This is a genomic window from Kribbella sp. CWNU-51 (assembly GCF_054073265.1).
Genome location: NZ_JBSXMZ010000007.1, coordinates 1 through 22,273, shown reverse-complemented (window position 1 = coordinate 22,273; position 22,273 = coordinate 1). Strand labels below are relative to the sequence as shown.

At 68.6% G+C, this 22,273-nt stretch carries 25 protein-coding genes and 2 tRNA genes; 23 read left to right on the top strand and 4 right to left on the bottom strand.

The features are described 5' to 3' along the window. Positions 1 to 8 precede the first annotated feature (8 nt). Positions 9 to 530 (top strand): N-acetyltransferase family protein, encoded by a 522-nt coding sequence (locus ACXC9Q_RS08430; RefSeq protein WP_457055920.1) that lies wholly within the window; start codon positions 9 to 11, stop codon positions 528 to 530. On the opposite strand, the gene ACXC9Q_RS08425 is transcribed toward ACXC9Q_RS08430, so the two are convergent. Next, positions 527 to 1,213 carry a M15 family metallopeptidase gene (locus ACXC9Q_RS08425; RefSeq protein WP_457055919.1) on the bottom strand — a complete coding sequence of 229 codons (687 nt, stop codon included), beginning with the start codon at positions 1,211 to 1,213 and terminating at the stop codon, positions 527 to 529. The genes ACXC9Q_RS08430 and ACXC9Q_RS08425 overlap by 4 nt on opposite strands. Positions 1,214 to 1,250: 37 nt before the next feature. Here ACXC9Q_RS08425 and ACXC9Q_RS08420 point away from each other — a divergent pair, with 37 nt between their 5' ends. From ACXC9Q_RS08420 to ACXC9Q_RS08410, 3 genes are read left to right on the top strand one after another with little or no spacing between them, the layout of a single operon-like run. Beyond that, positions 1,251 to 1,913 carry a response regulator transcription factor gene (locus ACXC9Q_RS08420; protein WP_457055918.1) on the top strand — a complete coding sequence of 221 codons (663 nt, stop codon included), beginning with the start codon at positions 1,251 to 1,253 and terminating at the stop codon, positions 1,911 to 1,913. Between the two features lie 18 nt (positions 1,914 to 1,931). After that, positions 1,932 to 3,017, top strand: coding sequence for a sensor histidine kinase (locus tag ACXC9Q_RS08415; RefSeq protein WP_457055917.1), 1,086 nt, complete (start codon positions 1,932 to 1,934; stop codon positions 3,015 to 3,017). Between the two features lie 44 nt (positions 3,018 to 3,061). Then, the gene (locus tag ACXC9Q_RS08410) at positions 3,062 to 3,583 is read left to right on the top strand and encodes an N-acetyltransferase family protein (RefSeq protein ID WP_457055916.1); all 522 of its coding nucleotides are present in this window, start codon (positions 3,062 to 3,064) and stop codon (positions 3,581 to 3,583) included. A 96-nt stretch (positions 3,584 to 3,679) separates the two neighbouring features. Here the strand turns inward: ACXC9Q_RS08410 and ACXC9Q_RS08405 are convergent, their stop codons facing one another. Then, positions 3,680 to 4,606 carry a M23 family metallopeptidase gene (locus ACXC9Q_RS08405; RefSeq protein ID WP_457055915.1) on the bottom strand — a complete coding sequence of 309 codons (927 nt, stop codon included), beginning with the start codon at positions 4,604 to 4,606 and terminating at the stop codon, positions 3,680 to 3,682. 311 nt (positions 4,607 to 4,917) lie between these two features. Between ACXC9Q_RS08405 and ACXC9Q_RS08400 the strand changes: the two genes are divergently transcribed. From ACXC9Q_RS08400 to ACXC9Q_RS08350, 11 genes are all read left to right on the top strand, one after another. Then, a complete protein-coding gene (locus ACXC9Q_RS08400; protein ID WP_457055914.1) occupies positions 4,918 to 5,031 on the top strand; it encodes a putative leader peptide in 114 nt (37 codons plus the stop codon). A gap of 103 nt (positions 5,032 to 5,134) precedes the next feature. Further along, positions 5,135 to 6,028 carry an amino acid ABC transporter permease gene (locus ACXC9Q_RS08395; RefSeq protein WP_457055913.1) on the top strand — a complete coding sequence of 298 codons (894 nt, stop codon included), beginning with the start codon at positions 5,135 to 5,137 and terminating at the stop codon, positions 6,026 to 6,028. After that, complete coding sequence (locus ACXC9Q_RS08390) at positions 6,025 to 6,777, top strand: amino acid ABC transporter ATP-binding protein (RefSeq protein WP_457055912.1); 753 nt, start codon at positions 6,025 to 6,027, stop codon at positions 6,775 to 6,777. Before ACXC9Q_RS08395 ends, ACXC9Q_RS08390 begins: the two co-directional genes overlap by 4 nt. After that, entirely contained in the window at positions 6,777 to 7,742 is a 966-nt protein-coding gene (locus ACXC9Q_RS08385) for an ABC transporter substrate-binding protein (protein WP_457055911.1), read from the top strand. The genes ACXC9Q_RS08390 and ACXC9Q_RS08385 overlap by 1 nt, the downstream gene beginning before the upstream one ends. 10 nt (positions 7,743 to 7,752) lie before the next feature. Beyond that, positions 7,753 to 8,808 carry an NADPH-dependent FMN reductase gene (gene ssuE / locus ACXC9Q_RS08380; protein WP_457055910.1) on the top strand — a complete coding sequence of 352 codons (1,056 nt, stop codon included), beginning with the start codon at positions 7,753 to 7,755 and terminating at the stop codon, positions 8,806 to 8,808. Beyond that, on the top strand, positions 8,805 to 9,908 hold the full coding sequence (locus ACXC9Q_RS08375; RefSeq protein WP_457055909.1) for an LLM class flavin-dependent oxidoreductase: 1,104 nt from the start codon (positions 8,805 to 8,807) through the stop codon (positions 9,906 to 9,908). Before ssuE ends, ACXC9Q_RS08375 begins: the two co-directional genes overlap by 4 nt. Then, a complete protein-coding gene (locus ACXC9Q_RS08370; protein WP_457055908.1) occupies positions 9,905 to 11,221 on the top strand; it encodes an NtaA/DmoA family FMN-dependent monooxygenase in 1,317 nt (438 codons plus the stop codon). The genes ACXC9Q_RS08375 and ACXC9Q_RS08370 overlap by 4 nt, the downstream gene beginning before the upstream one ends. Then, on the top strand, positions 11,218 to 13,167 hold the full coding sequence (locus ACXC9Q_RS08365; protein WP_457055907.1) for an FAD/NAD(P)-binding protein: 1,950 nt from the start codon (positions 11,218 to 11,220) through the stop codon (positions 13,165 to 13,167). The genes ACXC9Q_RS08370 and ACXC9Q_RS08365 overlap by 4 nt, the downstream gene beginning before the upstream one ends. Further along, positions 13,157 to 14,263, top strand: coding sequence for an LLM class flavin-dependent oxidoreductase (locus tag ACXC9Q_RS08360; protein WP_457055906.1), 1,107 nt, complete (start codon positions 13,157 to 13,159; stop codon positions 14,261 to 14,263). Before ACXC9Q_RS08365 ends, ACXC9Q_RS08360 begins: the two co-directional genes overlap by 11 nt. After that, positions 14,260 to 15,039, top strand: coding sequence for a DUF1684 domain-containing protein (locus ACXC9Q_RS08355; protein ID WP_457055905.1), 780 nt, complete (start codon positions 14,260 to 14,262; stop codon positions 15,037 to 15,039). The genes ACXC9Q_RS08360 and ACXC9Q_RS08355 overlap by 4 nt, the downstream gene beginning before the upstream one ends. Further along, a complete protein-coding gene (locus tag ACXC9Q_RS08350; protein WP_457055904.1) occupies positions 15,036 to 16,079 on the top strand; it encodes an LLM class flavin-dependent oxidoreductase in 1,044 nt (347 codons plus the stop codon). The genes ACXC9Q_RS08355 and ACXC9Q_RS08350 overlap by 4 nt, the downstream gene beginning before the upstream one ends. Here the strand turns inward: ACXC9Q_RS08350 and ACXC9Q_RS08345 are convergent. Beyond that, entirely contained in the window at positions 16,076 to 16,708 is a 633-nt protein-coding gene (locus ACXC9Q_RS08345; RefSeq protein WP_457055903.1) for a DUF899 family protein, read from the bottom strand. The two genes, ACXC9Q_RS08350 and ACXC9Q_RS08345, sit on opposite strands and share 4 nt — an antisense overlap. Before the next feature lie 129 nt (positions 16,709 to 16,837). Between ACXC9Q_RS08345 and ACXC9Q_RS08340 the strand changes: the two genes are divergently transcribed. The 4 genes from ACXC9Q_RS08340 (at position 16,838) to rpmG (ending at position 18,337) form a co-directional block, all read left to right on the top strand. Further along, on the top strand, positions 16,838 to 17,782 hold the full coding sequence (locus tag ACXC9Q_RS08340; protein ID WP_457055902.1) for an NAD-dependent epimerase/dehydratase family protein: 945 nt from the start codon (positions 16,838 to 16,840) through the stop codon (positions 17,780 to 17,782). Between the two features lie 124 nt (positions 17,783 to 17,906). Further along, a tRNA-Thr gene (locus ACXC9Q_RS08335) sits at positions 17,907 to 17,979 on the top strand. 50 nt (positions 17,980 to 18,029) lie between these two features. Next, positions 18,030 to 18,103: transfer RNA gene (locus ACXC9Q_RS08330), tRNA-Met, on the top strand. A gap of 66 nt (positions 18,104 to 18,169) precedes the next feature. Next, the gene (gene rpmG, locus ACXC9Q_RS08325) at positions 18,170 to 18,337 is read left to right on the top strand and encodes a 50S ribosomal protein L33 (RefSeq protein WP_325036947.1); all 168 of its coding nucleotides are present in this window, start codon (positions 18,170 to 18,172) and stop codon (positions 18,335 to 18,337) included. A 78-nt stretch (positions 18,338 to 18,415) separates the two neighbouring features. Here the strand turns inward: rpmG and ACXC9Q_RS08320 are convergent, their stop codons facing one another. Further along, entirely contained in the window at positions 18,416 to 19,162 is a 747-nt protein-coding gene (locus ACXC9Q_RS08320) for a hypothetical protein (protein ID WP_457055901.1), read from the bottom strand. Between the two features lie 80 nt (positions 19,163 to 19,242). On the opposite strand from ACXC9Q_RS08320, the gene ACXC9Q_RS08315 reads away from it, so the two are divergent. From ACXC9Q_RS08315 to ACXC9Q_RS08300, 4 genes are all read left to right on the top strand, one after another. Further along, complete coding sequence (locus ACXC9Q_RS08315) at positions 19,243 to 19,665, top strand: FAS1-like dehydratase domain-containing protein (protein ID WP_457055900.1); 423 nt, start codon at positions 19,243 to 19,245, stop codon at positions 19,663 to 19,665. Next, positions 19,662 to 20,063, top strand: coding sequence for a MaoC family dehydratase (locus ACXC9Q_RS08310; protein ID WP_457055899.1), 402 nt, complete (start codon positions 19,662 to 19,664; stop codon positions 20,061 to 20,063). Before ACXC9Q_RS08315 ends, ACXC9Q_RS08310 begins: the two co-directional genes overlap by 4 nt. Continuing rightward, complete coding sequence (locus ACXC9Q_RS08305) at positions 20,060 to 21,085, top strand: UDP-N-acetylmuramate dehydrogenase (protein ID WP_457055898.1); 1,026 nt, start codon at positions 20,060 to 20,062, stop codon at positions 21,083 to 21,085. Before ACXC9Q_RS08310 ends, ACXC9Q_RS08305 begins: the two co-directional genes overlap by 4 nt. A gap of 150 nt (positions 21,086 to 21,235) precedes the next feature. Further along, on the top strand, positions 21,236 to 22,111 hold the full coding sequence (locus tag ACXC9Q_RS08300; RefSeq protein WP_457055897.1) for a DUF559 domain-containing protein: 876 nt from the start codon (positions 21,236 to 21,238) through the stop codon (positions 22,109 to 22,111). Positions 22,112 to 22,273: the final 162 nt, after the last annotated feature.

Genomic DNA, 22,273 nt, shown 5'->3' with positions numbered 1-22,273 from the left:
ATCGTGACATGCCAAAGATCAGAGACGCCTGCGAGCTCGATGCCGAGGCTTGTGTGGCGATCTACACGCCCTACGTCACCGAGACGGCGATCACCTTCGAGATCGAGCCGCCGACCGCCGCGGAGATGGCGGCGCGGATCGCGACTGCGCAGGCGACCCACGCCTGGATGGTGCTGGAGGACGACGGTCGCGTGGTCGGGTACGCGTATGCCGGTCCGATGAAGCCGCGAGCGGCGTACCGCTGGTCCTGTGAGGTGAGCGTCTACCTCGAGTTCGGACGGCGCCGGACCGGCGGCGGGAGAGCGCTGTACGAGGCGCTGTTCGAGCGGCTGGCCGAGCGTGGGTTCCGGACGGCGATCGCCGGTATGACGTTGCCGAACGACGCCAGCGTCGGGCTGCACAAGGCGCTCGGGTTCGAGTCGATCGGGACCTATCGGAAGATCGGCTGGAAGCTCGACGCCTGGCACGACGTGCACTGGCGTCAGCGTCCCCTCGCCGTACTCCCAGATCCGCCGGAGGAGACCCGCTAGGAAGCCGTCTTGGTCATCGGTGGGCAGATCCCGCCCGGGGCGGTGACGAGCTCGAAGTGCCACAGCTCGTTGGACAGGGTCTGGCAGAGGCCGAAGCGGTTGCCCTTGCGGATCAGCCAGTCGTCCGCGGCGGTCGGGCCGATGTCGACCGCGTGACCGGTGACGTGGTGCGACTCGTCGGGGGTGGAGACGTACTCGAGGGCCTTCTTCTTGCTGCCGTACTTGCGGATCGCCTTGTCCAGCAGCTCCTGCTGGTACTTCTTGCTCCGCCACCCGGTGGTGACCTGCATCGTGATGCCTTCCTCCTTCATCGTCTGCTCGGCCTGCGGGACCGCTTTGCGCAGCGTCGGGTCGAGGTTCGCGACGCCGGGCAGGCTGGTGTCGAAGGCGGAGGTGCGGTCCGGCAGGACGCCGTCGGCGGCGCCGGGCGGGCCGCTGCGCGCGCCGCGGGTGGTGGTGCTCGGGGCGCCGGCCGGCGCGTCGGCCGTCGACGGTGCCGGGTCGTCCTGCGCCGAGACCGCCGTACAGGAGACCAGGGTCAGACAGGTGACGGCGGCAACGATCGCCAGGGCGGTCAGGACCGTCAGTCGGTGTTCGCGTTTGCGGGTGGCTACGAGTTGATCGGTCGGCATGGCCACCAGTTCAGCTGGGCCGATGTTGCCGGAGCGTCTGCGTTTCGGCATACGTTTTCGATACGTCCGGCCTGGTTCAATGGTCGGTATGCGGGTGCTGGTCGTCGAGGACGAGGTCTATCTCGCCGAGGCGATCCAGGCCGGGCTGCGGCTGGAGGCGATCGCGGCCGACCTTGCCTTCGACGGCAACGCCGCGCTGGAGGCGGTCACGGTGAACGCGTACGACGTGGTCGTGCTGGACCGTGATCTGCCGGGAGTGAGCGGTGACGAGGTCTGCCGGCAGATCGTTGCGCAGGGCATCAGCTGCCGGGTGCTGATGCTGACCGCGGCCGGCGATCTCGACGACAAGGTGATCGGCTTCGAGCTCGGCGCCGACGACTACCTGACCAAACCCTTCGAGCTGCGGGAGCTCGTCGTCCGGCTGCGAGCCCTGGTCCGGCGACCGGCGGCGGCCGCACCCACCGTGCTCGAGTACGCCGGGGTCCGGCTGGATCCGTATCGGGGGGAGGTGTACCGGTTCGGGCATTACGTGAAGCTCACGCGGAAGCAGTTCGCCGTGCTGGAGGTGCTGATGGCGGCGCGGGGTGGCGTGATCAGTGCCGAGACACTGCTGGAGAAGGCGTGGGACGAGAACGCGGATCCGTTCAGCAACGCCGTGCGGATCACGATCTCGGCGCTGCGGAAACGACTCGGCGATCCGTGGGTGATCCACACCGTCCCCGGCGTCGGCTACCGGGTCGGCGAAGCGTGAGCGACGGGCGGTGCCGGCGTGAGTGACGAACGGTTGATGAGCTGGCGGCCGCGGCTGACGGTCCGGTTGCGGCTGACGCTGAGCTACGCGGGTCTGCTGGTCATCGCCGGTGCCGTCGTCTCCTGCATCATCTGGCTGGTCTTCCGGATCGTGCCGAACTACCCGCTCAACGGCGCCAACCCGCGCGACCGGCGCGTGCTTCCGCCGTCACGCGGGGACATCCTCCACCTCGTGGTGACGCTGTCCGGGTGGGCGCTCGGGTTCCTGGCGATCGCCGGACTGGTCGGTGGGTGGTTCCTCGCGGGGCGGATGCTGAAGCCGCTGCAGGAGATCACCGCGGCGGCGCGGAAGGCGGCCAGTGGGTCGCTCGACCACCGGATCGGGCTGACCGGGATCCGGGACGAGTTCACCGATCTGTCGGACACGTTCGACGAGATGCTGGGGCGGTTGCAGCGGTCCTTCGAGCAGTACCGGCGGTTCGCGGCGAACGCCTCGCACGAGCTGCGGACGCCGCACGCGGTGATGAAGACGATGCTGGAGGTGGCGGCCGCCGATCCCGATCACCAGGACCTCCCGGAGCTGGTGAAGCGGCTGGCCGAGACGAATCAGCGCGGGATCGACATCGTCGAGGCGCTGCTGAGCCTGACCGCACTCAACAACCGGTCGGTAGAGCTGGATCCGCTGGATCTCGCGGCAGTGGTGCGGTCCGCGTTGCCGGCGCTCTCCTCGGAGGCGCGCGCCGCCGAGGTCGAGCTCACCTGCGATCTCGCGGAGTCGGTTGTCGAGGGCAACGAGGTGCTGCTGCACCAGGCGGTGGTGAACCTGGTGCAGAACGGGATCCGGCACGGCGGCGGCTCCGTCGCGATCACGGTCGCGCCCGGGCGGCTCGTCGTACGGAACACCGGATCGGTGCTCCACCCCGCGCGGATCCGCACCTTTACCGAGCCGTTCGCCAAGGCCCGGTACGGCGCCGGCCACGGACTGGGGCTCGCGCTGGTCGACCGCATCGTCGAGACCCACCACGGGGGCCTCGACCTGGCGCCGATCCCGGGTGGCGGGCTGGTCGTCACCGTCGTCCTCCCGACGGCCGACCTGGTCGGCTGACGGCCCTGCTTGGGCTGACCTCGTCGGCGGGCGAGGATGGTGGGGTGAGTGAACACCGCCTGCCCGATGACCGCTCGACCGACCAGCCGTTGACCGTTCGCCGTGCGGTCGAGGCCGACGACGCCGCGCTGCTCGCGATCGACCGGACCGCGTGGGACGCGTCGTCCGGATTCCCGTCGTACCAGGAGACCATCAAGGACACCTTCTTCGCCCGCTCTGGGCCGGAGGCACACCTGGTCGCCGAGTACGACGGTGAGGTCGTCGGCTACCTCCGGCTCGAGAACAAGTACCCGTTCCCGGAAGGCGCCGGCGTCCTCGCCATCAATGGCCTGGCCGTCGCCCAGTCGGCCCGCGGCCGAGGTGTGGCGAGCACGTTGCTGGCCGCGGCCGCCGCGGAGGGCAGACTCCGCAACGCCCGCAAGATCAGCCTGCACGTCCACAGCACCAACACCGCCGCCCGCCGCCTCTACGAACGCCACGGCTACGTCATCGAAGGCACCCATCCCAACGAATTCCTCATCGAAGGCGCCGACATAGCCGCCCTCGACATGGCCAAGAGCCTCTAACGACAAGCCAGGAGGTCGTGCTGGAAGGCGCCGCGCATCATCCGGGGCTGGATGAGCGCGACGCCTTCGTGACAGCGGTGAGCAGGTTCCTCGGTACTACGGGTTGAGGCCGTGCTCGCGGAGCCAGGGCTCCGGGTCGATCGGAGCGCCGCCGCCCGGGAGGACCTCGAGGTGGACGTGCGGGCCGGTGGTGTTGCCGGTCATGCCGATCGCGCCGACCTTGGTGCCGGCCTGGACGTGCTGACCGACCGAGACGTCGAACTCGGACATGTGGCTGTACGACGTGACCGTGCCATTGGCGTGCCGGACCTTCACCTGGCGACCGTAGGCGCCTTCCCAGTCGGCCTGGATGACCACGCCGGCCATCACCGAGCGCACCGGCGTACCCATCGGAGCCGCGAAGTCGAGACCCGTGTGGTTGTGCGCCCAGCGGCCGCCGGCCTGGTTGAAGCGGGCGGTCAGGTGGTAGCCGGTGGTCGGGAGGACGACCTTCGGCGCGGCTGCGGCCGCAGCGGCGGCGGCCTTGGCCTTGGCGATCGCGGCGGCCTTCGCCGCGGCGAGCGCGCGCGCCTTGGCGGCGGCCTTCTTGGCGTTGGCCGCCTTGGCCGCGGCCAGGGCCAGGGACCGGCGCTGCGTCAGTGTCGCGGTCGCGGCCAGCCGGGCGGCGCGCTGCTTGGCGATCTGGTCGGCCTGGGCCTTGCGGGTCGCGGACAGGTCGGCCCGGGGCGCGTCCCGGGAGCCGAGGTCGCGTCGGTCGATCCGGGCCGCGGTCAGATCGCCGGCCTGTGAGGGGTTCAGGCCGGTGCTCGTGGTGGCGGACGGTCCGCTCGCGGAGGAACTGAGGCCGACGGCGGTGGTACCGGCCGCGGCCGCGAGTGCGGCGGTCAGGCCGATCAGCTGGGTACGGCGTTTGCGACTTAGCCGGCTTAGTCGGGAGGAACGATGCTTGGCCGCCCGACGCGGTGCATCCGGACGACGAGGTGCCGGCCGTTCTGCTCCGGGCACGTCGAGGTGTTTGGGCACGAGAAACCTTCCAGGGAGGGGCAGCCGTCGCTGGAGGGGGTGCGACAGCCTCATCGACCATAACGAGGCGGTCGGAGGCCCTCAAACGCAGACTGCCAACAGATGAACGAAATCGCACACACACCGTGAAGGTTTCCTACCGCCGCGTACGCGCTCAGGCGTGAACCCGACTGGCGGGTAGTTGAAAGCGACCGTGATGCGGATCACCCGGCCGACAGCGCCGAGCAGCCCTCCGGACCGGTATAAGCCGTCCACATAATGAGAGCCTTGTCGACCAAGTTACTAATCTTTCACGCCCGGCTCATACTGAGATGACCGAGCCGATTCAGGGCCTAACGGAGGTGACGGAGATGACGCGCGAACTGCCGTACTACCGCCTCCACATCGACCTGCTCAGGGTCTCCAGCGCACTTTGTCTGCGCTGAGCTGAGACACCCCCCGCACCGACCTCTGCACCGCTGACGGCGTCCGTTCCAGGACGTCGGCCGCGTCGTGCCCGCGAAGCCTGCCCACCGCCAGGGAGTCACTGTGCCGACCACCTCAGTCACGTCCGCACCCGATACCGCCGGACCACCGGAGTACGCCGTACTGCTCGATGCCGACCTGCCCGTCGTCGGGCGCCGGCATCCGTGGCGGTGGGTCGGTGCCGGGATCGTCCTTGTCCTGCTCGCGATGTTCGTGCACGGTCTCGTCACGAACCCGGGCTGGGACTGGCCGACCTTCTTCCAGTTCTTCGCCACCCGGACGATCTTCTCCGCGCTGTGGGTGACCGTGCAGCTGACCGTCTACGGCACCGTGCTCGGGTTCGTTCTCGGTGCGGTGCTGGCATCGATGCGCCTGTCCAGCAGCCCGTTCCTGCAAGTAGTTGCCTGGGGCTACATCTGGGCGTTCCGGTCGATCCCGTTGATCGTGCAGTTGCTGTTCTGGTTCAACATCGCCTACCTGTATCAGGAGTTGAGCCTCGGCATCCCGTTCGGTCCGGAGTTCGTGCACTTCAGCACGAACAATCTGTTCGGTCCGCTCGGCGCCGCGGTCCTCGGGCTCGCGTTGCATCAGGCGGCGTACGCGGCCGAGATCATCCGCGGCGGGATCATCTCGGTCGACGCCGGGCAGCTGGAAGCCGCGGCGGCGCTGGGGATTCCGCGGTTGCGGCAGTTCTTCCGGATCGTGCTGCCGCAGGCGATGCGCTCGATCCTGCCGAACGGCGCGAACGAGGTGATCAGCCTGTTCAAGGGCACCTCGATCGTCTCGGTGATGGCGATCCCGGAGCTCTTCTACCAGGTCCAGGTGATCTACGGCCGCAACAGCCGCGTCGTGCCGCTGCTGATGGTCGCGACGGTCTGGTACATCGTGCTGACCACCTTGCTGTCGATCGTGCAGTACTACGTCGAACGTCGCTTCGCCCGTGGGACCACCCGATGATCGACGTCAAGGGTGTGCACAAGAGCTTCGGGGATCTCGACGTACTCAAGGGCGTCGACCTCGACGTCGCGGCCGGCACGGTGACCGTGATCCTCGGGCCGTCCGGGTCGGGGAAGTCGACCCTGCTGCGGTCGATCAACCATCTGGAGAAGGTGGATCGCGGGCTGATCCGCATCGACGGCGAGCTGATCGGCTACCAGCGGCGCGGGAACAAGTTGCACGAGTTGCGCGAGCGGGACATCCTGCGGCAGCGGTCGCAGGTCGGCTTCGTGTTCCAGAACTTCAACCTGTTCGGTCATCTCACCGCGCTGCAGAACGTGATCGAGGCGCCGGTGTCCGCGCAACGCCGCAAGCGCAGCGAGGTCGAGCCGCTGGCGCGGGAGTTGCTGGAGCGGGTCGGGGTCGGCGACAAGGCGGATGCGTACCCGCGGCAGCTGTCCGGTGGGCAGCAGCAGCGCGTCGCGATCGCGCGGGCGCTGGCGTTGCGGCCGAAGGTCCTGCTGTTCGACGAGCCCACCAGCGCGCTGGATCCCGAGCTGGTCGGCGAGGTTCTCGACGTGATCAAGGAACTCGCCCGCGACGGCGCCACGATGGTCGTCGTCACGCACGAGATCGGCTTCGCCCGGGAGATCGCCGACACGGTGGTCTTCATCGACGGCGGCCGGATCGTCGAGTCGGGTCCACCCCACGCGGTGCTCGACAACCCCGTCCATGAGCGCACTCGCGCCTTCATCTCCAAGGTCCTCTGATGACGAAACGCTGGAACGTGCTGGTTGCCCTGGTCCTGGTCGCGGCGGCGGCGTGTGCCGACCCGCAGACGAATGCGTCACCCAACAGTGGTGATGCGTCGGTTGTCGCCTTCGACACCTCGGCGAATCAGCAGCACATCACGTCGGCCAAGGTGGACAGCATTGCGGCTGAGCTGCCGGCCGCCGTACGCGAGAGCGGGAAGCTTGTCGTCGGCAACGGGTCGGCCGGGGGTGGGCTGCCGCCGTTGGGGTTCACCGCGGACGACAACAAGACGCCGATCGGGGCGGAGATCGATATCGCCTACCTAGTTGCGAGTGTGCTCGGGCTGAAGGCGGAGATCGACACCACCAGCTGGGAGAACCTGTTCCTCGGGCTGGACTCCGGGAAGTACCAGGTCGGCATCTCCAACATCGGGGTGTCCGAACTGCGCAAGGAGAAGTACGACTTCGCGACGTACCGGCTCGGGCTGCACGCGTTCGAGGCGAAGAAGGGTTCCGGCCTGAAGATCGCCGGCCCGGCCGACATCTCCGGCAAGACCATCGCGGTCAGCTCGGGCACGCTCCAGGAGGCGATCCTCGTCGACTGGAACAAGCAGAACGTCGCGGCCGGCCGCAAGCCCGCCAACCTGAAGTACTACCAGCAGGCCTCGGACACCTACCTCGCGCTCGAGTCCGGCCGGATCGACGTCTACCTCGGCCCGAACCCGAACGTCTCCTACCACGTCGCGACCCAGGGCAAGACCGAGATCGTCGGCACCGTGTCGTCCAGCTACCCGGTCCAGGGCCTGGTCGGGATCACCACGAAGAAGGACAACGGCCTGGTCAAGCCGCTCGCCGACGCACTCAACGCGGCGATCGCGGACGGCAGCTACGCGAAGGTCCTGAAGAAGTGGGGCCTGGACGCCGAGGCGGTGCCGAAGTCCCTGATCAACCCACCCGGTCTCCCCAAGGAAAAGCAGAAGTAGGAGGCGAGCCATGGCAACGATCGCAACCATCTCGAGCAGTCCGTCCATCCCGTCCCGCACCGACGCGGTTCTGGACTATGTGACCAAACGCTTGATCAGCCACGGTCATCACGTCACGCCGATCGTGCTGCGCGACCTGCCCGCCGAGCCGCTGCTGCGGGGACGCGCTGACGACCCCTCGATCGCCGCCGCGGCAGCGCTGCTGGCGTCCGCCGACGCCGTTGTCGTCACGACTCCCGTCTACAAGGCGGCGTACTCCGGGCTGCTCAAGGTGTTCCTCGACCTGTTGCCGCAGTACGCGCTGAAGGGCAAGACGGTGTTGCCGTTGGCAACGGGCGGTACGCCGGCGCACGTGCTGGTGATCGACTACGCGCTGCGGCCCGTCCTGACCAGCCTCGGCGCGGGCGCGATCGGGCAGGGATGGTTCGTGTTGTCGTCCCACGTCCGGTTGTACGACGGGGGTGGGGTGCTGCTGGATCCGGTGGCGTCGGTGCCGCTGTACCAGGTGACCGATGCGTTCCTCGCCACTGTCGAAGGCGGTCAACCGGTCGAGAGTGCGCCGGTGCAGGCTGCCACGGTCGAAGCGGTGCGCGCGCGGCCGGAGGACCCGGAGGCGGCGCCGCTGCTCGCGGACCTCGTCGTCGAGTACAGCACCCGCTACGGCCGGACCAACGAGAACACTCAGCTCACCGAGGTCCCACCATCCGACTTCCACGCCGAACGCGGCGGCGCGTTCGTGCTGCTGAGGTACGGCGACCAGACCGTTGCCGGCGGCGCCATTCGCCGGTACGACGACGAGACCGCGGAGGTGAAGCGGATGTGGACGTCCCATCTGTATCGGCGCCAGGGGATGGGCCGCCGGGTTCTGGCGGAGCTCGAAGCGGCGGCTCTCGACCTCGGTTACCGGAGGCTCTACCTGACCACCGGACCACGTCAGCCGGAGGCGGCGGGGTTGTATCTGGCCGTCGGCTTCCAGCCGCAGTTCGACACCGAGGTCGATCCGGAGTCGATCGGGCCGCTGCCTTTCACGAAGGACTTGCCGGTTGCCTTGAAGGTGGCGTCATGAGCCGCCGGTTGATCACTGCGATCGAGATCGACGGGGCCGGCGGACACCCGGGGGCTTGGCGTGGGGCCGAGGTTGATCCGGCGGCGATCCTGACCGGTGAACTGGCGTTGCGGGCGGTCCAGCGGGCCGAGGCAGCTGGGGTTGACCTCGCCACTTTCACGGACACGCTCGAGGCGCCGGCCGACGTACCCGATCAGGTGAGTGTCCGTCTGGACGCGCTCGGTCTGGCCGCGCGGATCGCTCCCGCGACCGACCGCATCGGCCTGCTTCCCACGATCACCGTCACCCACACCGAGCCGTTCCACGTCCAGGCCTCCGTCGCCACGCTCGACTACGTCTCGTCCGGGCGTGGCGGGTGGATCGCCGACGTCTCGACCTCCGCCGAGGCCGCCGCGGTGATCGGCCGCCGCGAACCAGCACCGGCCGCCGACACCTGGCGCGAAGCCCGGTACGTCGTCGACGTCGGCCGCCGCCTCTGGGACTCGTGGGAAGACGACGCCATCATCCGCGACGCCACCACCGGCCGCTTCATCGACCGCACCCGCATCCACTACGTCGACTACCAGTCCCCGACCTTCACCATCAAAGGCCCGTCCATCGTGCCCCGCCCACCGCAGGGCCACCCGATCACGGTCGTGAGGGTGAGCACGCCTGAGGCCCTGGAGGCAGTAGCCGACGCCGACTTGGTCCTCCTCCCAGGCACCGCGAACCTCGCAGAGCGCGTGGCGACCGTCCGGGCCGCCGCAGAGGAGCGGGCGATGGGTTTGGGGGTGCCGCGGGTGCTGGTTTCGGTGGGTGTGTTGCTGGATGAGGATCCGGTGGCTGCGGCACGGCGGGCCGACGGTGCTACTCAGCTCAACTACATCGGCGGGGTGGAGCGGTTGGCGGACCTGGTCGGGGAGTGGAAGGCGGCCGGCGTGGATGGGGTGCATCTGCGGCCCGCCTCGTTGGAGGTCGACGTACCGGTGATCGCGGAGCGGCTGCTGCCGTTGCTTAGGGCAAGGAAGCTGGCCGGACCGGTGGAGCGCGCGACGACGTTGCGCAACCGGCTCGGGTTGCGGCGGCCGGAGAACACGTACACGGCGGGGAGTGGGCGATGAGCAAGCAGATTCATCTGGCGGCGCACTTTCCGGGCGTGAACAACACGACGGTGTGGTCGGATCCGGAGTCCGGATCGCAGATCGACTTCGCGTCGTTCAGGCATCTGGCGGAGACGGCGGAGCGCGGGACGTTCGACTTCTTCTTCCTGGCCGAGGGACTGCGGCTGCGGGAGGTGAAGGGGAGGATCCATGACCTGGATGTCGTCGGCCGGCCGGAGTCGTTGACGGTGCTGAGTGCACTGGCGGCAGTCACCACGCACCTCGGCCTCGCGGCGACCGTGAACTCGACGTTCAACGAGCCGTACGAGCTGGCCAAGCGCCTCTCCACCCTCGACCACCTCTCCGGCGGACGCGCCGCCTGGAACGTCGTCACGTCCTGGGACGCGTTCACCGGAGAGAACTTCCGTCGCGGCGGCTACCTGGACAAGGCCGACCGCTACGTCCGCGCGCAGGAATCGCTGCGGATCGTGCGGAAGCTGTGGGACTCCTGGACCGAGGACGATCTGGTCCTGGCCCAGGCGGCAGGTGTGTTCGCCCGCGAGGGCGCTGGGGTCTTCGCGGACGAAGGCGCCCACTTCGGCATCCGCGGCCGGTTCGGCCTGCCGCCGTCGCCGCAGGGACGGCCGATCGTGATCCAGGCCGGTGACAGCGACCAGGGCCGGGAGTTCGCGGCCTCGAGTGCGGACGTGATCTTCAGCCGGCACGGGGCATTCGCGGCCGGGCAGACCTTCTACAAGGACGTGAAGGCGCGGCTGGCCCGGTACGGCCGGACCGAGGAGTCGCTGAAGATCATGCCGGCGGTGACGGTGGTCGTCGCCGACACCGACGCCGAGGCGATCGAGAAGGCCGCGCACATCCGCGAGCAGCAGGTCTCCGGCCCGACCGCGCTCGTGCTCGCCGAACTCCTTTGGGGCCGCGACCTCTCGTCGTACGACCCGGACGGCCCATTACCGGCCGACGACCCGGTCGTCGGCTCCACCGTCACCCAAGGGCGCGTCGGGTACAACGACCCCGCCCCGATCGTGGCGGAGTGGCGAGCCCAGGCCGAGGCCAACGGTTGGTCCCTCCGTCAAACCGTCATCAACCAGCAAAGCCGCCAGACCTTCGTCGGCTCCCCGACCACCGTCGCGGAAGCGCTGAACCACCACGTCCAGGAGAACGCCGCCGACGGCTTCGTCCTGGTCCCGCACCTGACCCCAGGCGGGTTGGACGACTTCGTCGACCGCGTCGTCCCGCTCCTCCGCGACCGAGGCGTCTTCCGCACCGAGTACACAGGTACGACGCTCCGCGACCATCTCGGGCTGAACGCATGACCGGGCGTCCGGATCTTCGCTCGGTGACTCCGGGGGCGGAGAACCCACCTCCGTTCGCCACGTCGCCGCCCGAGGTGGCGACCGTTGTGTTCGTCGGTGGTGGGCCGCGGACCGTGGGACTGCTGGACCGGTTTGCGGCGAGTGCGGAGGAGTTGCTGGGCGGGCGGCCCGTGGAGGTTCATGTGGTGGATCCGTATCCGGCGGGTGGGGGGCGGATCTGGCGGCGGGAGCAGTCGCGATTGTTGTGGATGAACTCGATGGCGTCGGACGTGACGATCTTCACCGACGAGTCGGTGGAGTGTGAGGGGCCGATCACGCCCGGCCCTGATCTTGCGACCTGGGTGGCCGGGGAAGGGGCGGTGATTCTGGAGAAGGCGGGACTCGACCTGCCGGGGCCGATGGACTTTCCGCCGCGGCTGGTGCAGGCGGAGTACCTGGCCTGGGTCTGGGAGTGGGTCGTGCGGGACCTGCCGGCGACGGTCACCACGCATCTGGAGCGGGCGGTCGAGCTGACCACGGACCAGCGCGTGATCCTTGCCTCAGGCAAGGAGATTCGCGCCGACGTGGTGGTGCTCGCGCTCGGCTACCTCGATCGGTTGCCGACGGCATCGGAAGCGACCTGGGCCGCGCAGGCCGCGGACGCTGGTCTGATCTACATCCCGCCCGGCTACACCGCCGACGTGGATCTGGACGAGTTGTGGCCGGCGGAGAACGTGATCGTCCGCGGCTTCGGCCAGGCCTTCATCGACCTGATGGTCCTGCTGACCGAGGGCCGCGGCGGCTGGTACGACGAGTGCGACGGCGTGCTCACCTATCACCCGTCCGGTGACGAGCCCGTCCTGTACGTCGGCTCCCGCCGAGGCGTTCCGTATCACGCGAAACTCGGCTACACGGTCGCCGGCACCAAGCCGGTGCCGACCCGCTACCTCACCAAGGCGGCGCTGGCCGAGTTCGGTGACGGCGTGCTGGACTTCCAGAGCCAGATCGCCCCGCTCATCGACAAGGAACTGGCCTTCGCCCACTACCAGCAACTGTTCACCGCCCATCCAGAGCGGACCAGGTGGTCGTGGGAGCGTTTCGCCGAAGCCCTCGACGGTTGGCGGCCCGGCGGTCCCGCATCCGACGACGCATTCGGGGTGGCTGTGTGCGCCGCCGTACCGGATCCTGCGGATCGGTTTGTTCGATCTGAGGTGGATCGGCCGCTGGGTGGGCGGTTCTTCGGGGATCGGGAGCGGTTCGAGCGGTTTCTCACCGGGCTGATCGAGACGGATCTGTTGCGCCGGGCGGATCCGGCGTACTCGGCTGATCTGGCGGTGTTCAACGCTTTGCTGAGCATCTACAGCGTGCTGTCGCAGGCGATCACCGAAGGCCGGTTGTCCGACGAGGATCGGGTCCGGCGGGTGGAGACGGAGTGGCACGGGTTCTTCTCGTTCGTGGCGAGTGGACCGCCACCGCGCCGGCTCGAGGAGTTGCTCGCGTTGCATCGCGCCGGGATCATCCGGTTCGCCGGGCCTGACCTGGAAGTGGCCATCGACGACGATCGCTTCGTTGCCCGCAGCACCGGGGTGGCCGGGGAGATCCGCGCCCGCGCGTTCGTCGAGGCTCGGCTGCCACGTCCCGACGTCCTCGCCACCACCGATCCGCTGCTGCGTGGCCTGCTGGAGTCCGGCGTACTCGCGGCCGACGAACTGTTCGCCGCGGACGGGACCAGCCTCGGCGGTGGTCAGCTCAAGGCGGACTCGCACTGCCGGGCGATCCAGGCCGACGGCACCGTCCACCCGGCCCTGTTCCTGCTCGGGCCTTCTGTCTCCGGCTCGGCCGGATCGTCCGGCTTCTCCCGGCCGCACTTCAACGGTCCCGGCTTCCGCCAGAACGACGCGGTCGCCCGGCACCTGCTCAGCCTGCTCGCACCGACCGTACGGAAGGAAGAACGTCATGCCAGTTGAGTTCCTGGGAATGGGCGGGACCAACCCGGCCAGCGAGGTGACACCGCGAACCGGTGGCCCGTTGGACCTGGAGTACACGGCCAAGCTCGCCCGCGCACACGAGGACAACGGGTGGGACCGCATCCTGTTCGCATACCACTCGGGATCACCCGATCCGGCCCAGGTCGCGGCGTACGTCGCCGGCCGGACCGAGCGCATCAACCTGGTGGTCGCGCACCGGCCGAACGTCGCCTACCCGACGCTGACCGCGAAGACGTTCGCGACGCTCGACCACATCAGCGGCGGCCGGTTCGAGGTGCACGTGATCACCGGCGGGTCGACCGCGGACCAGGCCGCGGAGGGTGACTTCCTGGCCAAGGACGACCGGTACGGGCGCACCCGCGAGTTCATCCAGATCCTCAAGCGGGCGTGGACATCGGACGAACGCTTCGACTTCCATGGCGAGCACTACCGGTTCGACCAGTTCGTGGCCGACATCAAGCCGCTGCAGCAGCCGCGGCCGCGGATCTCGTTCGGTGGCTCGTCGGCCGCGGCGTATGCCGTCGGTGCCGCCGAGGCGGACATCTTCGCGCTCTGGGGCGAGCCGCTGGCAGGGACCCGCGAGCAGTTGTCGACAATCGACAAGGCGGCTGCTGACGCCGGGCGAGCGGATCGGCCGACGATCCAGATCGCGTTCCGCCCGATCCTCGCGCCGACCGAGGAGCTGGCGTGGGAGAAGGCCGAGAGCATCCTCGGCCGGATCAAGGACGTGCAGGCGGGCGGCGCCCCGTCCCGCCTCCGCTCGAAGAATCCTGAGAATGCCGGATCGCAGCGGCTGCTCAAGGCCGTCGCGGAAGGCGAGCGGCACGACCGCGCACTCTGGACCGCACCGACCGGCCTGACCGGTGGCGGCGGGAACTCGACCGCCCTGGTCGGTACGCCGGACACCGTCGCGGCCGCCCTGCTCGACTACTACGACCTCGGCATCCGGATCTTCTCCGCCCGCGGTTACGACATCTACGACGACGCGATCGATTTCGGCCGCTACGTGATCCCGCTGGTCCGCTCCGAAGTCGCGCACCGCGAGCAGAACAACCGGAAGGACTTGGCCTCATGACTGTCGTCTCTGATCTCGAGCAGGACTGGCAGACCTGGCACGCAGCCCGCGAACAGGATCTGGACACGGACTACGGCTGGCTGTCCATTGCCGCGTTCGATTGGTTGCCCTCGGCCCCGACCGCCCTGCACGGATTGCCCGGCACGTGGTGGGCTGACGGCGAACGGGCGCATGTGCGGGCCGACGGTGAGCTGACCCTCGGCGGCGAGCCGGTCCACGGTGAGACCTCGGCCAGCGTCGCGGAGGCCGGTTCACTGAGTTGGCTGCTGCACGGCGACCGCCTCGCCGAGCTCGTACTGCGTGGCGGACGGTACGCCGTTCGCCAACGGGACCCACGGACGGCGACCAGGCGGGACTTCACCGGCGTACCGACGTACCCCGTGAACCCGGACTGGATCGTGCGCGGTTACTACACGCCCTTTGTGACGCCTCGGAAAGTAGAGGTCTCCACAGCGCGCGATGACCTGCGTCAGCACGTCACTGCGGTCGGTACTGTCCACGTGGCGCTTGGCGGGTCGGCGTACGAGCTGGTGGCGACGGCGGCCGGAAGTGGACGGCTCGCGCTGTCCTTCCACGACAAGTCGAACGGCGAGGAGACGGCTCCTTGGCGCACTGTGACCACCGGGATCGTCGAGCGTGACCAATCGGTGCTGATCGACTTCAACCGGACCATCAACCTCCCGTTCGCCTTCACGCCGTACGGGACCTGCCCGGCCCCGGTGGCGGGCAACCGACTCGGCCTGCCCGTGACCGCCGGCGAGAAGAAGGTCCGGTGAAGTTCTGTACGTACACGCTGATCGACAACTCGCCGGATCCGATCAGCGGGGTGCAGTTGACGCCCTACGAGCGGTTCCAGCATGTCGTACGCCAGGCGCAGTGGGCGGAGGAGCTGGGGTTCGACGGGTACGGCGTGGGGGAGCGGCACGCGCAGCGCTTCATCTCGTCCTCGCCACCCGTCGTGCTGTCCTACATCGCGGCGGCAACGTCACGGATCCGGCTGCTGACCACGGTGACCGTGCTGTCCTTGCTGGACCCGGTGCGCGTCGCCGAGGACTACGCGACGCTGGACCAGCTGTCGGGTGGACGGCTGGACATCATCATCGGGAAGGGGAACGACCCGGACCAGAACGCCCTGTTCGGGTACGACCTGGACGGGCAGTGGGACCGGAACCGGGAGAAGTACGAGCTGCTCCGGCGATTGCTGCGCGAGACCGGTGTCACCTGGTCGGGGTCGTACCGTCCGCCGCTGGTGGATGCGACGACACAGCCTCGCCCTTACCGGCCGACCGGCATTCCCTTGTGGCACGGATCGGCCTCATCGACGGAGTCCACCGAGTTGGCGGCGCGCTGGGGTGACCCGTTGTTCTCGGCGAACGGCTTCCACCCGCTGGCGAAGTACGCCGGGCTGATCCGGCACTACCGGGAGCGGTGGGAGGCGTACGGGCGTGATCCGGCGGCAGCGGTCGTCGGGGCCGGGTTCAACGGGCTGTATGTGAAGAAGACGTCGCAGGAAGCGGTGGAGGGGTACCGGCCGATCTTCGATGCGTTCATGGACTCACCGGGAGCGCGGCACAACCAGCTGCCGTTCCGGACGCTGGAGGAGTTCCTCGAGGGCGGTTCGGTGCTGGTGGGGTCGCCGGAGCAGGTGATCGACAAGTTCGGCCGGTACCAGGCCGCGTTCGGGCACGAGCTGTCCGGCATCTCCCTGGAGGTGGCCGGACTCCCGGAGGACGAGAACCGGGCCTCGGTGGAGACCTTCGTGACGGAGGCGGTGCCGGCACTGCGCTCGTCGTACCCGAGCCGTGTCTGGGTCTAGCCGTACGTCGGGTGTTGCGGCCAGCCCTCCGGTGAGTCCTCCCACGACTCCTGCCGGCCATACGGCGCCAGGTCCAGCATGTTGTTGACGAACAGCAGCCGGTCCACGCCGCGCTGGCCGGTGGAGTAGGTGCGGTAGACGTCGTCGCCGTCGCGGAGGAAGAGGTTGAGCAGGAAGCCGCCGCCGGCTCCACAGTCGGCGGAGAACGTCGTACCGGCGGAGGAGGCGAAGGGCACCGTCCAGTCCATCTGCTTCCAGTAGCCGGCCATCTGGTCGAGCGGCATGTCCGACACGGTCGCCCAGGCGACGCCGTTGCGGGCCAGTCCGTCGAGGTCGGTGACCTGCTTGGTGAAGTGCGTGCAGCCCGGGCAGAAGTGGTCCGGGCCGCTGTGCATGAACTGGTAGAGCGCGAGCTGCTGGTGCTCGCCGAACAGGTCGCGCAGCGTCACCGGCCCATCCGTCGACGCGAACGTGTACTCACCGAACCGCACCATCGGCAGCCGTCGCCGCTGCGCCGCGATCCGGTCCTGCGCCCGGGTGGCCTCCTTCTCGGCGGTCAGCAGCTCCGCCCGGGCCTTCTCCCACTCCTCAGCCGATACCACCGGGGGCAGTGCCTTGTTGTCAGTCATGGTTCGTCCTCTCGTCTGGTCCTGACCGTATGACGAATCCGGGGGCCGAGTCTCGACATCGACCGTCACACGTCTGCTGACCGCAGACGATGCTTCACCGCCGCGATGCCGACGGGTAGGACTGGGTGCATGCGGATTGCGATCTTGGGCGGCACTCGGTTCATCGGTCGGGCAGTGCTGGAACGGCTGGCGGGGGAGGGACATGAGTTGCTGGTGGTGCACCGCGGCGAACACGAGCCGGCCGGGCTGGCGGACGTCGAGCACGCGCACGTCGACCGGCACGACGGCCCGGCGTTGGCAGCGGCGCTGAAGCCGTTCGACCCCGAGGCGCTGGTCGACATCTCCGGGATGAACGCGGCGGCGGCCGACGCGGCTCTGGAGGCAGTGAGTTCGTCGGTGAAGCTGGTGGCGATCTCCAGCTGTGACGTCTACCGCGCGTACGACGGCCTGCACTCGGAGCGGACCACGGACGCCGTGCCGCTGACGGAGGAGTCGCCGTTGCGGACACGGCGCTTCGTCGACGGGCCGAAGTACGAGAACCTGGAGATGGAGGAGCGGTATCTGCCGCGTGGGGCGACGGTGCTGCGGCTGGGGGCGGTGTACGGCGAGCACGACTATCAGCAGCGGTTCGAGTTCGTCCTGCGCCGCGTGCGGGCCGGGCGGCCGCGGATCCCGATCGGGTCGGGGCAGTTCTTGTTCAGCCGCGTGTACGTCGGGGATGTCGCCGCGGCGGTGTCGTTGGCGCTGTCCGGGGATCACCGCGGGGAGGCGTTCAACGTGGTGGAGCCGTCGACGGCGCCGTACCGGCTGTTAGCCGAGCAGATCCTCGCGGCGGCGGATGCGTCGGACGTGGAGCTGGTGAAGGTCCGGGACGATCTGCTGCCGGAGGATCTGTCGCTCACCGGGGCACTCAGCCAGGACCTCCTGCTGGACTCGTCGAAGGCTCGTGCCGTGCTCGGCTGGTCGCCGGTCGATCCGGTGGAGACCCTGCGCACGTCGGTCCGGTGGTACCTGGAGAACCCGCCGGCCGATGCGTCCGGCGACTTCTCCGCGGATGACGCCGTACTGGGGTGAAAATTGGTCAGAAGCACTCTCTGGGAACCGGTATGCTTTCCGGGACGGACTGAGGGGCCTGCAAGGTGCGCCCGGCTCGATTTCACATCGAGGCGGCGGACCGTGTAATCTCTCTCCTCGGCCCGCCCCTTTAGCTCAGTCGGCAGAGCGTCTCCATGGTAAGGAGAAGGTCTACGGTTCGATTCCGTAAAGGGGCTCTGAGCACGCCATCTCACCCGGTCCGCCGGGTGGGGTGACGGACTCTCCCGGCGGGGTAGCTCAGGTGGTTAGAGCACACGGCTCATAATCGTGGTGTCGCGGGTTCGACTCCCGCCCCCGCTACCTATCAACGCAGTACCTGAGAGTGCGATCACCCAAGTTGCGCACTCCTGACAAGAAGAGGCAGCAGTGGCCAAGTCAACCGACATCCGCCCGAAGATCACGCTGGCGTGCACCGTCTGCAAGGAGCGCAACTACATCACCAAGAAGAACCGGCGTAACGACCCGGATCGTCTTGAGCTGAAGAAGTACTGCGCGCGCTGCAACGACCACACCGACCACCGCGAGACCCGCTGACCTTCAGTACTTTCGCGAGGGCCGCTTCGGTTGACCGAAGCGGCCCTTTCGCTGTGCCCGACGAGCACTGTGCGTGTCTCAGACCGTGAGGATCGGGCGGCCGCCTTCGTACGCGGTGAGACGCTCGTCACGCGGCGTCAGGCAGCAGGACCCGCAGAGCGTGCCGGTGCCGACCTCGCTCGTGTAGTAGAGGCAGCAGGTGTTCCGCAGGTAGACGAGCTTCCCGGCTGCGATCTCCACGTCGCCGAGCCGCGCCAGACCGCCCGGGGCCTCGGTCACGAACGTCCGCCAACGCTCCAGCAGGTACGCCGGCTCGACCGTCACCTCCTCGCGGGTCGCAGCGCAGAACCCCATCGCGCACCCAGCGGCCACGCCACCGTGCAACTGGCGCAGACCGGCTCGCGTACGGCGGTGAAGTTCGGCGGACAGAGGTAAAAGGTGCTGCCGGAGGACCACGTCGTACAGCGTCTCCAGACCGCCCGGGAGGAAGCTCGCGGAGCGTACGGCGACCGCCGCTAGCCCGTGCCCGTCGTGGGGGCGGACCCAGAGGTTGTGCGGGCGGATGTCGAGGACATCACCCTCCAGCGCCCACAGGAGCAGCGCGGTCGCGGGGGCGCGACCGGCGTAGAAAGACATCAGGCTCAGCGCGTTGGCGTGATCCGTCCGGTGGCCGCTGGCGTCGTGGTCGCGCTTGAGGAGCTCTGTCAGCTCGGGACTGTCCGGCTCCAGGATCCGGTCCACGCGCAGCCACTCGGAGCCCGTCGGCTCGCCGATCTCCAGCTGGTACCGAGGCGCGTACCTGGCCAGCGCCGTCACTGCCGTCACGTTCAACCTTCCCCAGTCGGGTCTCCCGGTGAGTGGGTGGCGGCACTCGGGGTCTCAGTGTGCCAGTAGGCTCTTCCGATATGACGATCGACGCCACGATGGTCGGCCGGAGCTACACGGCCGCCGAGTCCTACCAGGTCGGCCGGGAGAAGATCCGGGAGTTCGCCGACGCGATCGGCGACTCGAACCCGGCGTACCGGGGCGATGACGCGATCGCGCCGCCCACCTTCGCGTTCATGCTCGGCAGCCGCGCGCTGGAGCAGTTGCTGACCGACGAGGAGCTCGGCCTGCGGCTGGACCGGATCGTGCACGGCGCGCAGAAGTTCACCTACACCCGCCCGATCAAGGCCGGCGACGACATCGCCGCGACCGCCACCATCACCACCGTGCGCAAGGCCGGTGACGTCGAGGTGATCATGTACGAAACCGCCCTGACCACCGTCGACGGCGAACCGATCGCCACCTCGACCTCCACGATCTCCCACAACCGGGCGGACGCATGATCGAAGCAGGCACCGAGCTGCCGGCGCTGACTGTCACCCTCCGCCGTGAGGACCTGGTCCGGTACGCCGGGGCGAGCGGGGACTTCAACCCGATCCACTGGAGCGACCGAATGGCGGCCGCACTCGGGCTGCCCGGTGTGATCGCGCACGGCATGCTCACGATGGCGTCCGCGGTCCGCGTGGTCACCGACTGGCTGGACGACCCGGCCGACCTGGTGGAGTACGGCGTGCGGTTCACCAAGCCGGTCGTCGTACCGGATGACGACAAGGGTGCGAGCGTGACGTTCTCGGCCAAGGTCGACAAGGTCACCGACGGGCTGGCCGAGATCGACATCACCGCGATCGCCGGCGAGGAGAAGGTGCTCGGCCGGGCCAGGGCGGTCGTGCGCGTCTCGTGAGAACGCAGGTGCCCCTGGCCGAATTCACCACCCTGCGGATCGGCGGGCCGGCCGACAAACTCCTCGAGGTCAGCACCGAGGACGACCTGATCACCGCCGTCCGCGACGCCGACGCCGCCGGGGAACCGGTGCTGCTGCTGTCCGGCGGCAGCAACGTGGTGATCGGCGACGACGGCTTCCGCGGCACCGTGATCAAGATCGCGACTCCCGGTATCCGGGTCGATGCGGATGCTTGCTCCGGGGCGATGGTCCACATTCAGGCCGGTGAGGACTGGGACGCGGTGGTGCAGCGCGCGATCGCCGAGGAGTGGAGCGGTCTCGAGTCGATGTCCGGGATCCCGGGCCTCACCGGATCCACTCCCGTCCAGAACGTCGGCGCCTACGGACACGAGGTCGCGGAGACGATCGCGTCGGTCCGGGTATGGGACCGGGCCGACAACCAGGTCCGCACGATCTTCGCCGCCGACTGTGGATTCAGCTACCGGAACTCCCGCTTCAAGGCCGACCCGTCGCGGTATGTCGTACTCGAGGTCGCCTTCCAGTTGAAGCTCGGCGACCTGTCCGCCCCGGTCGGGTACGCCGAACTCGCGCGAGTGCTCGATGTGGAACCAGGGTCGCGGGCCCCGATGACCGACGTACGCGAAGCCGTCCTCGGCCTGCGCCGCAGCAAGGGCATGGTGCTGGACCCGGCCGACCACGACACCTGGAGCGCCGGCTCCTTCTTCACCAACCCCATCCTCGACACCCCCGCCGAGGTCCCCGCCGGCGCGCCCCAATGGCCCCAGCCCGACGGCCGCGTCAAGACCAGCGCCGCGTGGCTGATCGAACACGCCGGCGTCTCCAAGGGCTTCACCATCGGCAACGCCGCCGTCTCCACCAAACACACCCTCGCCCTCACCAACCGCGGCACCGCCACGGCCAAAGAACTCCTCTCCCTGGCCGCCCACGTCCGCACCCAGGTCCACCAAGCCTTCAACATCACCCTGGTCAACGAACCAGTCCTGGTGAACTGCACCCTCTGACGCCGCAAGGACAGGAGGTAGCGCCTGGCGGACGGTATTTCCAGGAATCGGTGAGCGTGACACCAGTGCGAAGGTCGCACTACCTCCTGTCGTTAGCGGACTTGTGGATAACTTCAGCCACGATCTCCGTCCATTGGGCAGGATCCTTAGGTGGCATCCGTTGTCGAAGCATTGACCCGACTAGGCGGTTCGGCGACTTCTGCCGAGCTTGCCGGAGCGACGACTGAAGCGGCAGTGAAGGCGGCGGTCCAACGCGGTGAGGTCGAGCGACTCGCCCGTGGGGTCTACGGGCTGCCGGGTCTCGGCGCCGACAGGCTGGCTGCGATCGCCTACGACGGCGTCATCTCGCATCTGAGCGCGGCCGTGGTCTGGAACCTGCCGTTGCTGGTCCGGCCGGAGAAGCCGCACATCACGGTCCCAGTGAAGCGGCGGCCACGTCCTGGTCGGCCGGTGGCCATGCATTGGGCTGAGGTCTCGTCGGCTGAGCGCCTCAGCCGGTTGACTTCGTTGCTGCGAACGGTCGTCGACTGCGCCCGCATCCTGCCGTTCGGTGAGGCACTTGCAGTCGCCGATGCTGCCCTTGCGACCGGCCGACTGAGCCACGACGAACTGGAAGCAGCGACCAGGGCGATGCGCGGACCAGGGCGGCCGAACGCGGTGCGTATCGCGGCCGCGGCAACCGGCCTTTCCGAGAGCTTCTTGGAGTCGATGCTCCGGAGTCTGCTGCTGGCTGAAGGGATTGATACCTTCGAGCCACAGTTGCTGGTGGACACCGGCGGCGCCCGGGTCCGGGTCGACCTGGGGCACCGGCCGGCGCGGATCGCCCTGGAGGCGGAGGGATACGAGTTCCACGGCTCGGCCGGCGACTTCGCCGCCGACTGCAGGCGGTACGACGACTTGGTCGCCGCCGGTTGGCTGGTCCTCAGATTCACCTACCAGCAGGTTCTCGGGGATCCACGGTGGGTGGTCGGAACAGTCCGTAGCGCGTTGGCTCAGCGATTGTCGGCACCTAACGACAGGACGTAGTGCCGGCCCACCGCGCCGGTGCCGTGGACCTGTGCCTGTGGGCGACGGCTGTCAGGTACTACCTCCTAATGGGTGTTATCGGGTCGGTTGGTGACAGACTCGGTGGCTGGTAGCCGCTGGTGGGTGAGCACTGATACCTCCTGGACTGTTTGAGTCCTGTCG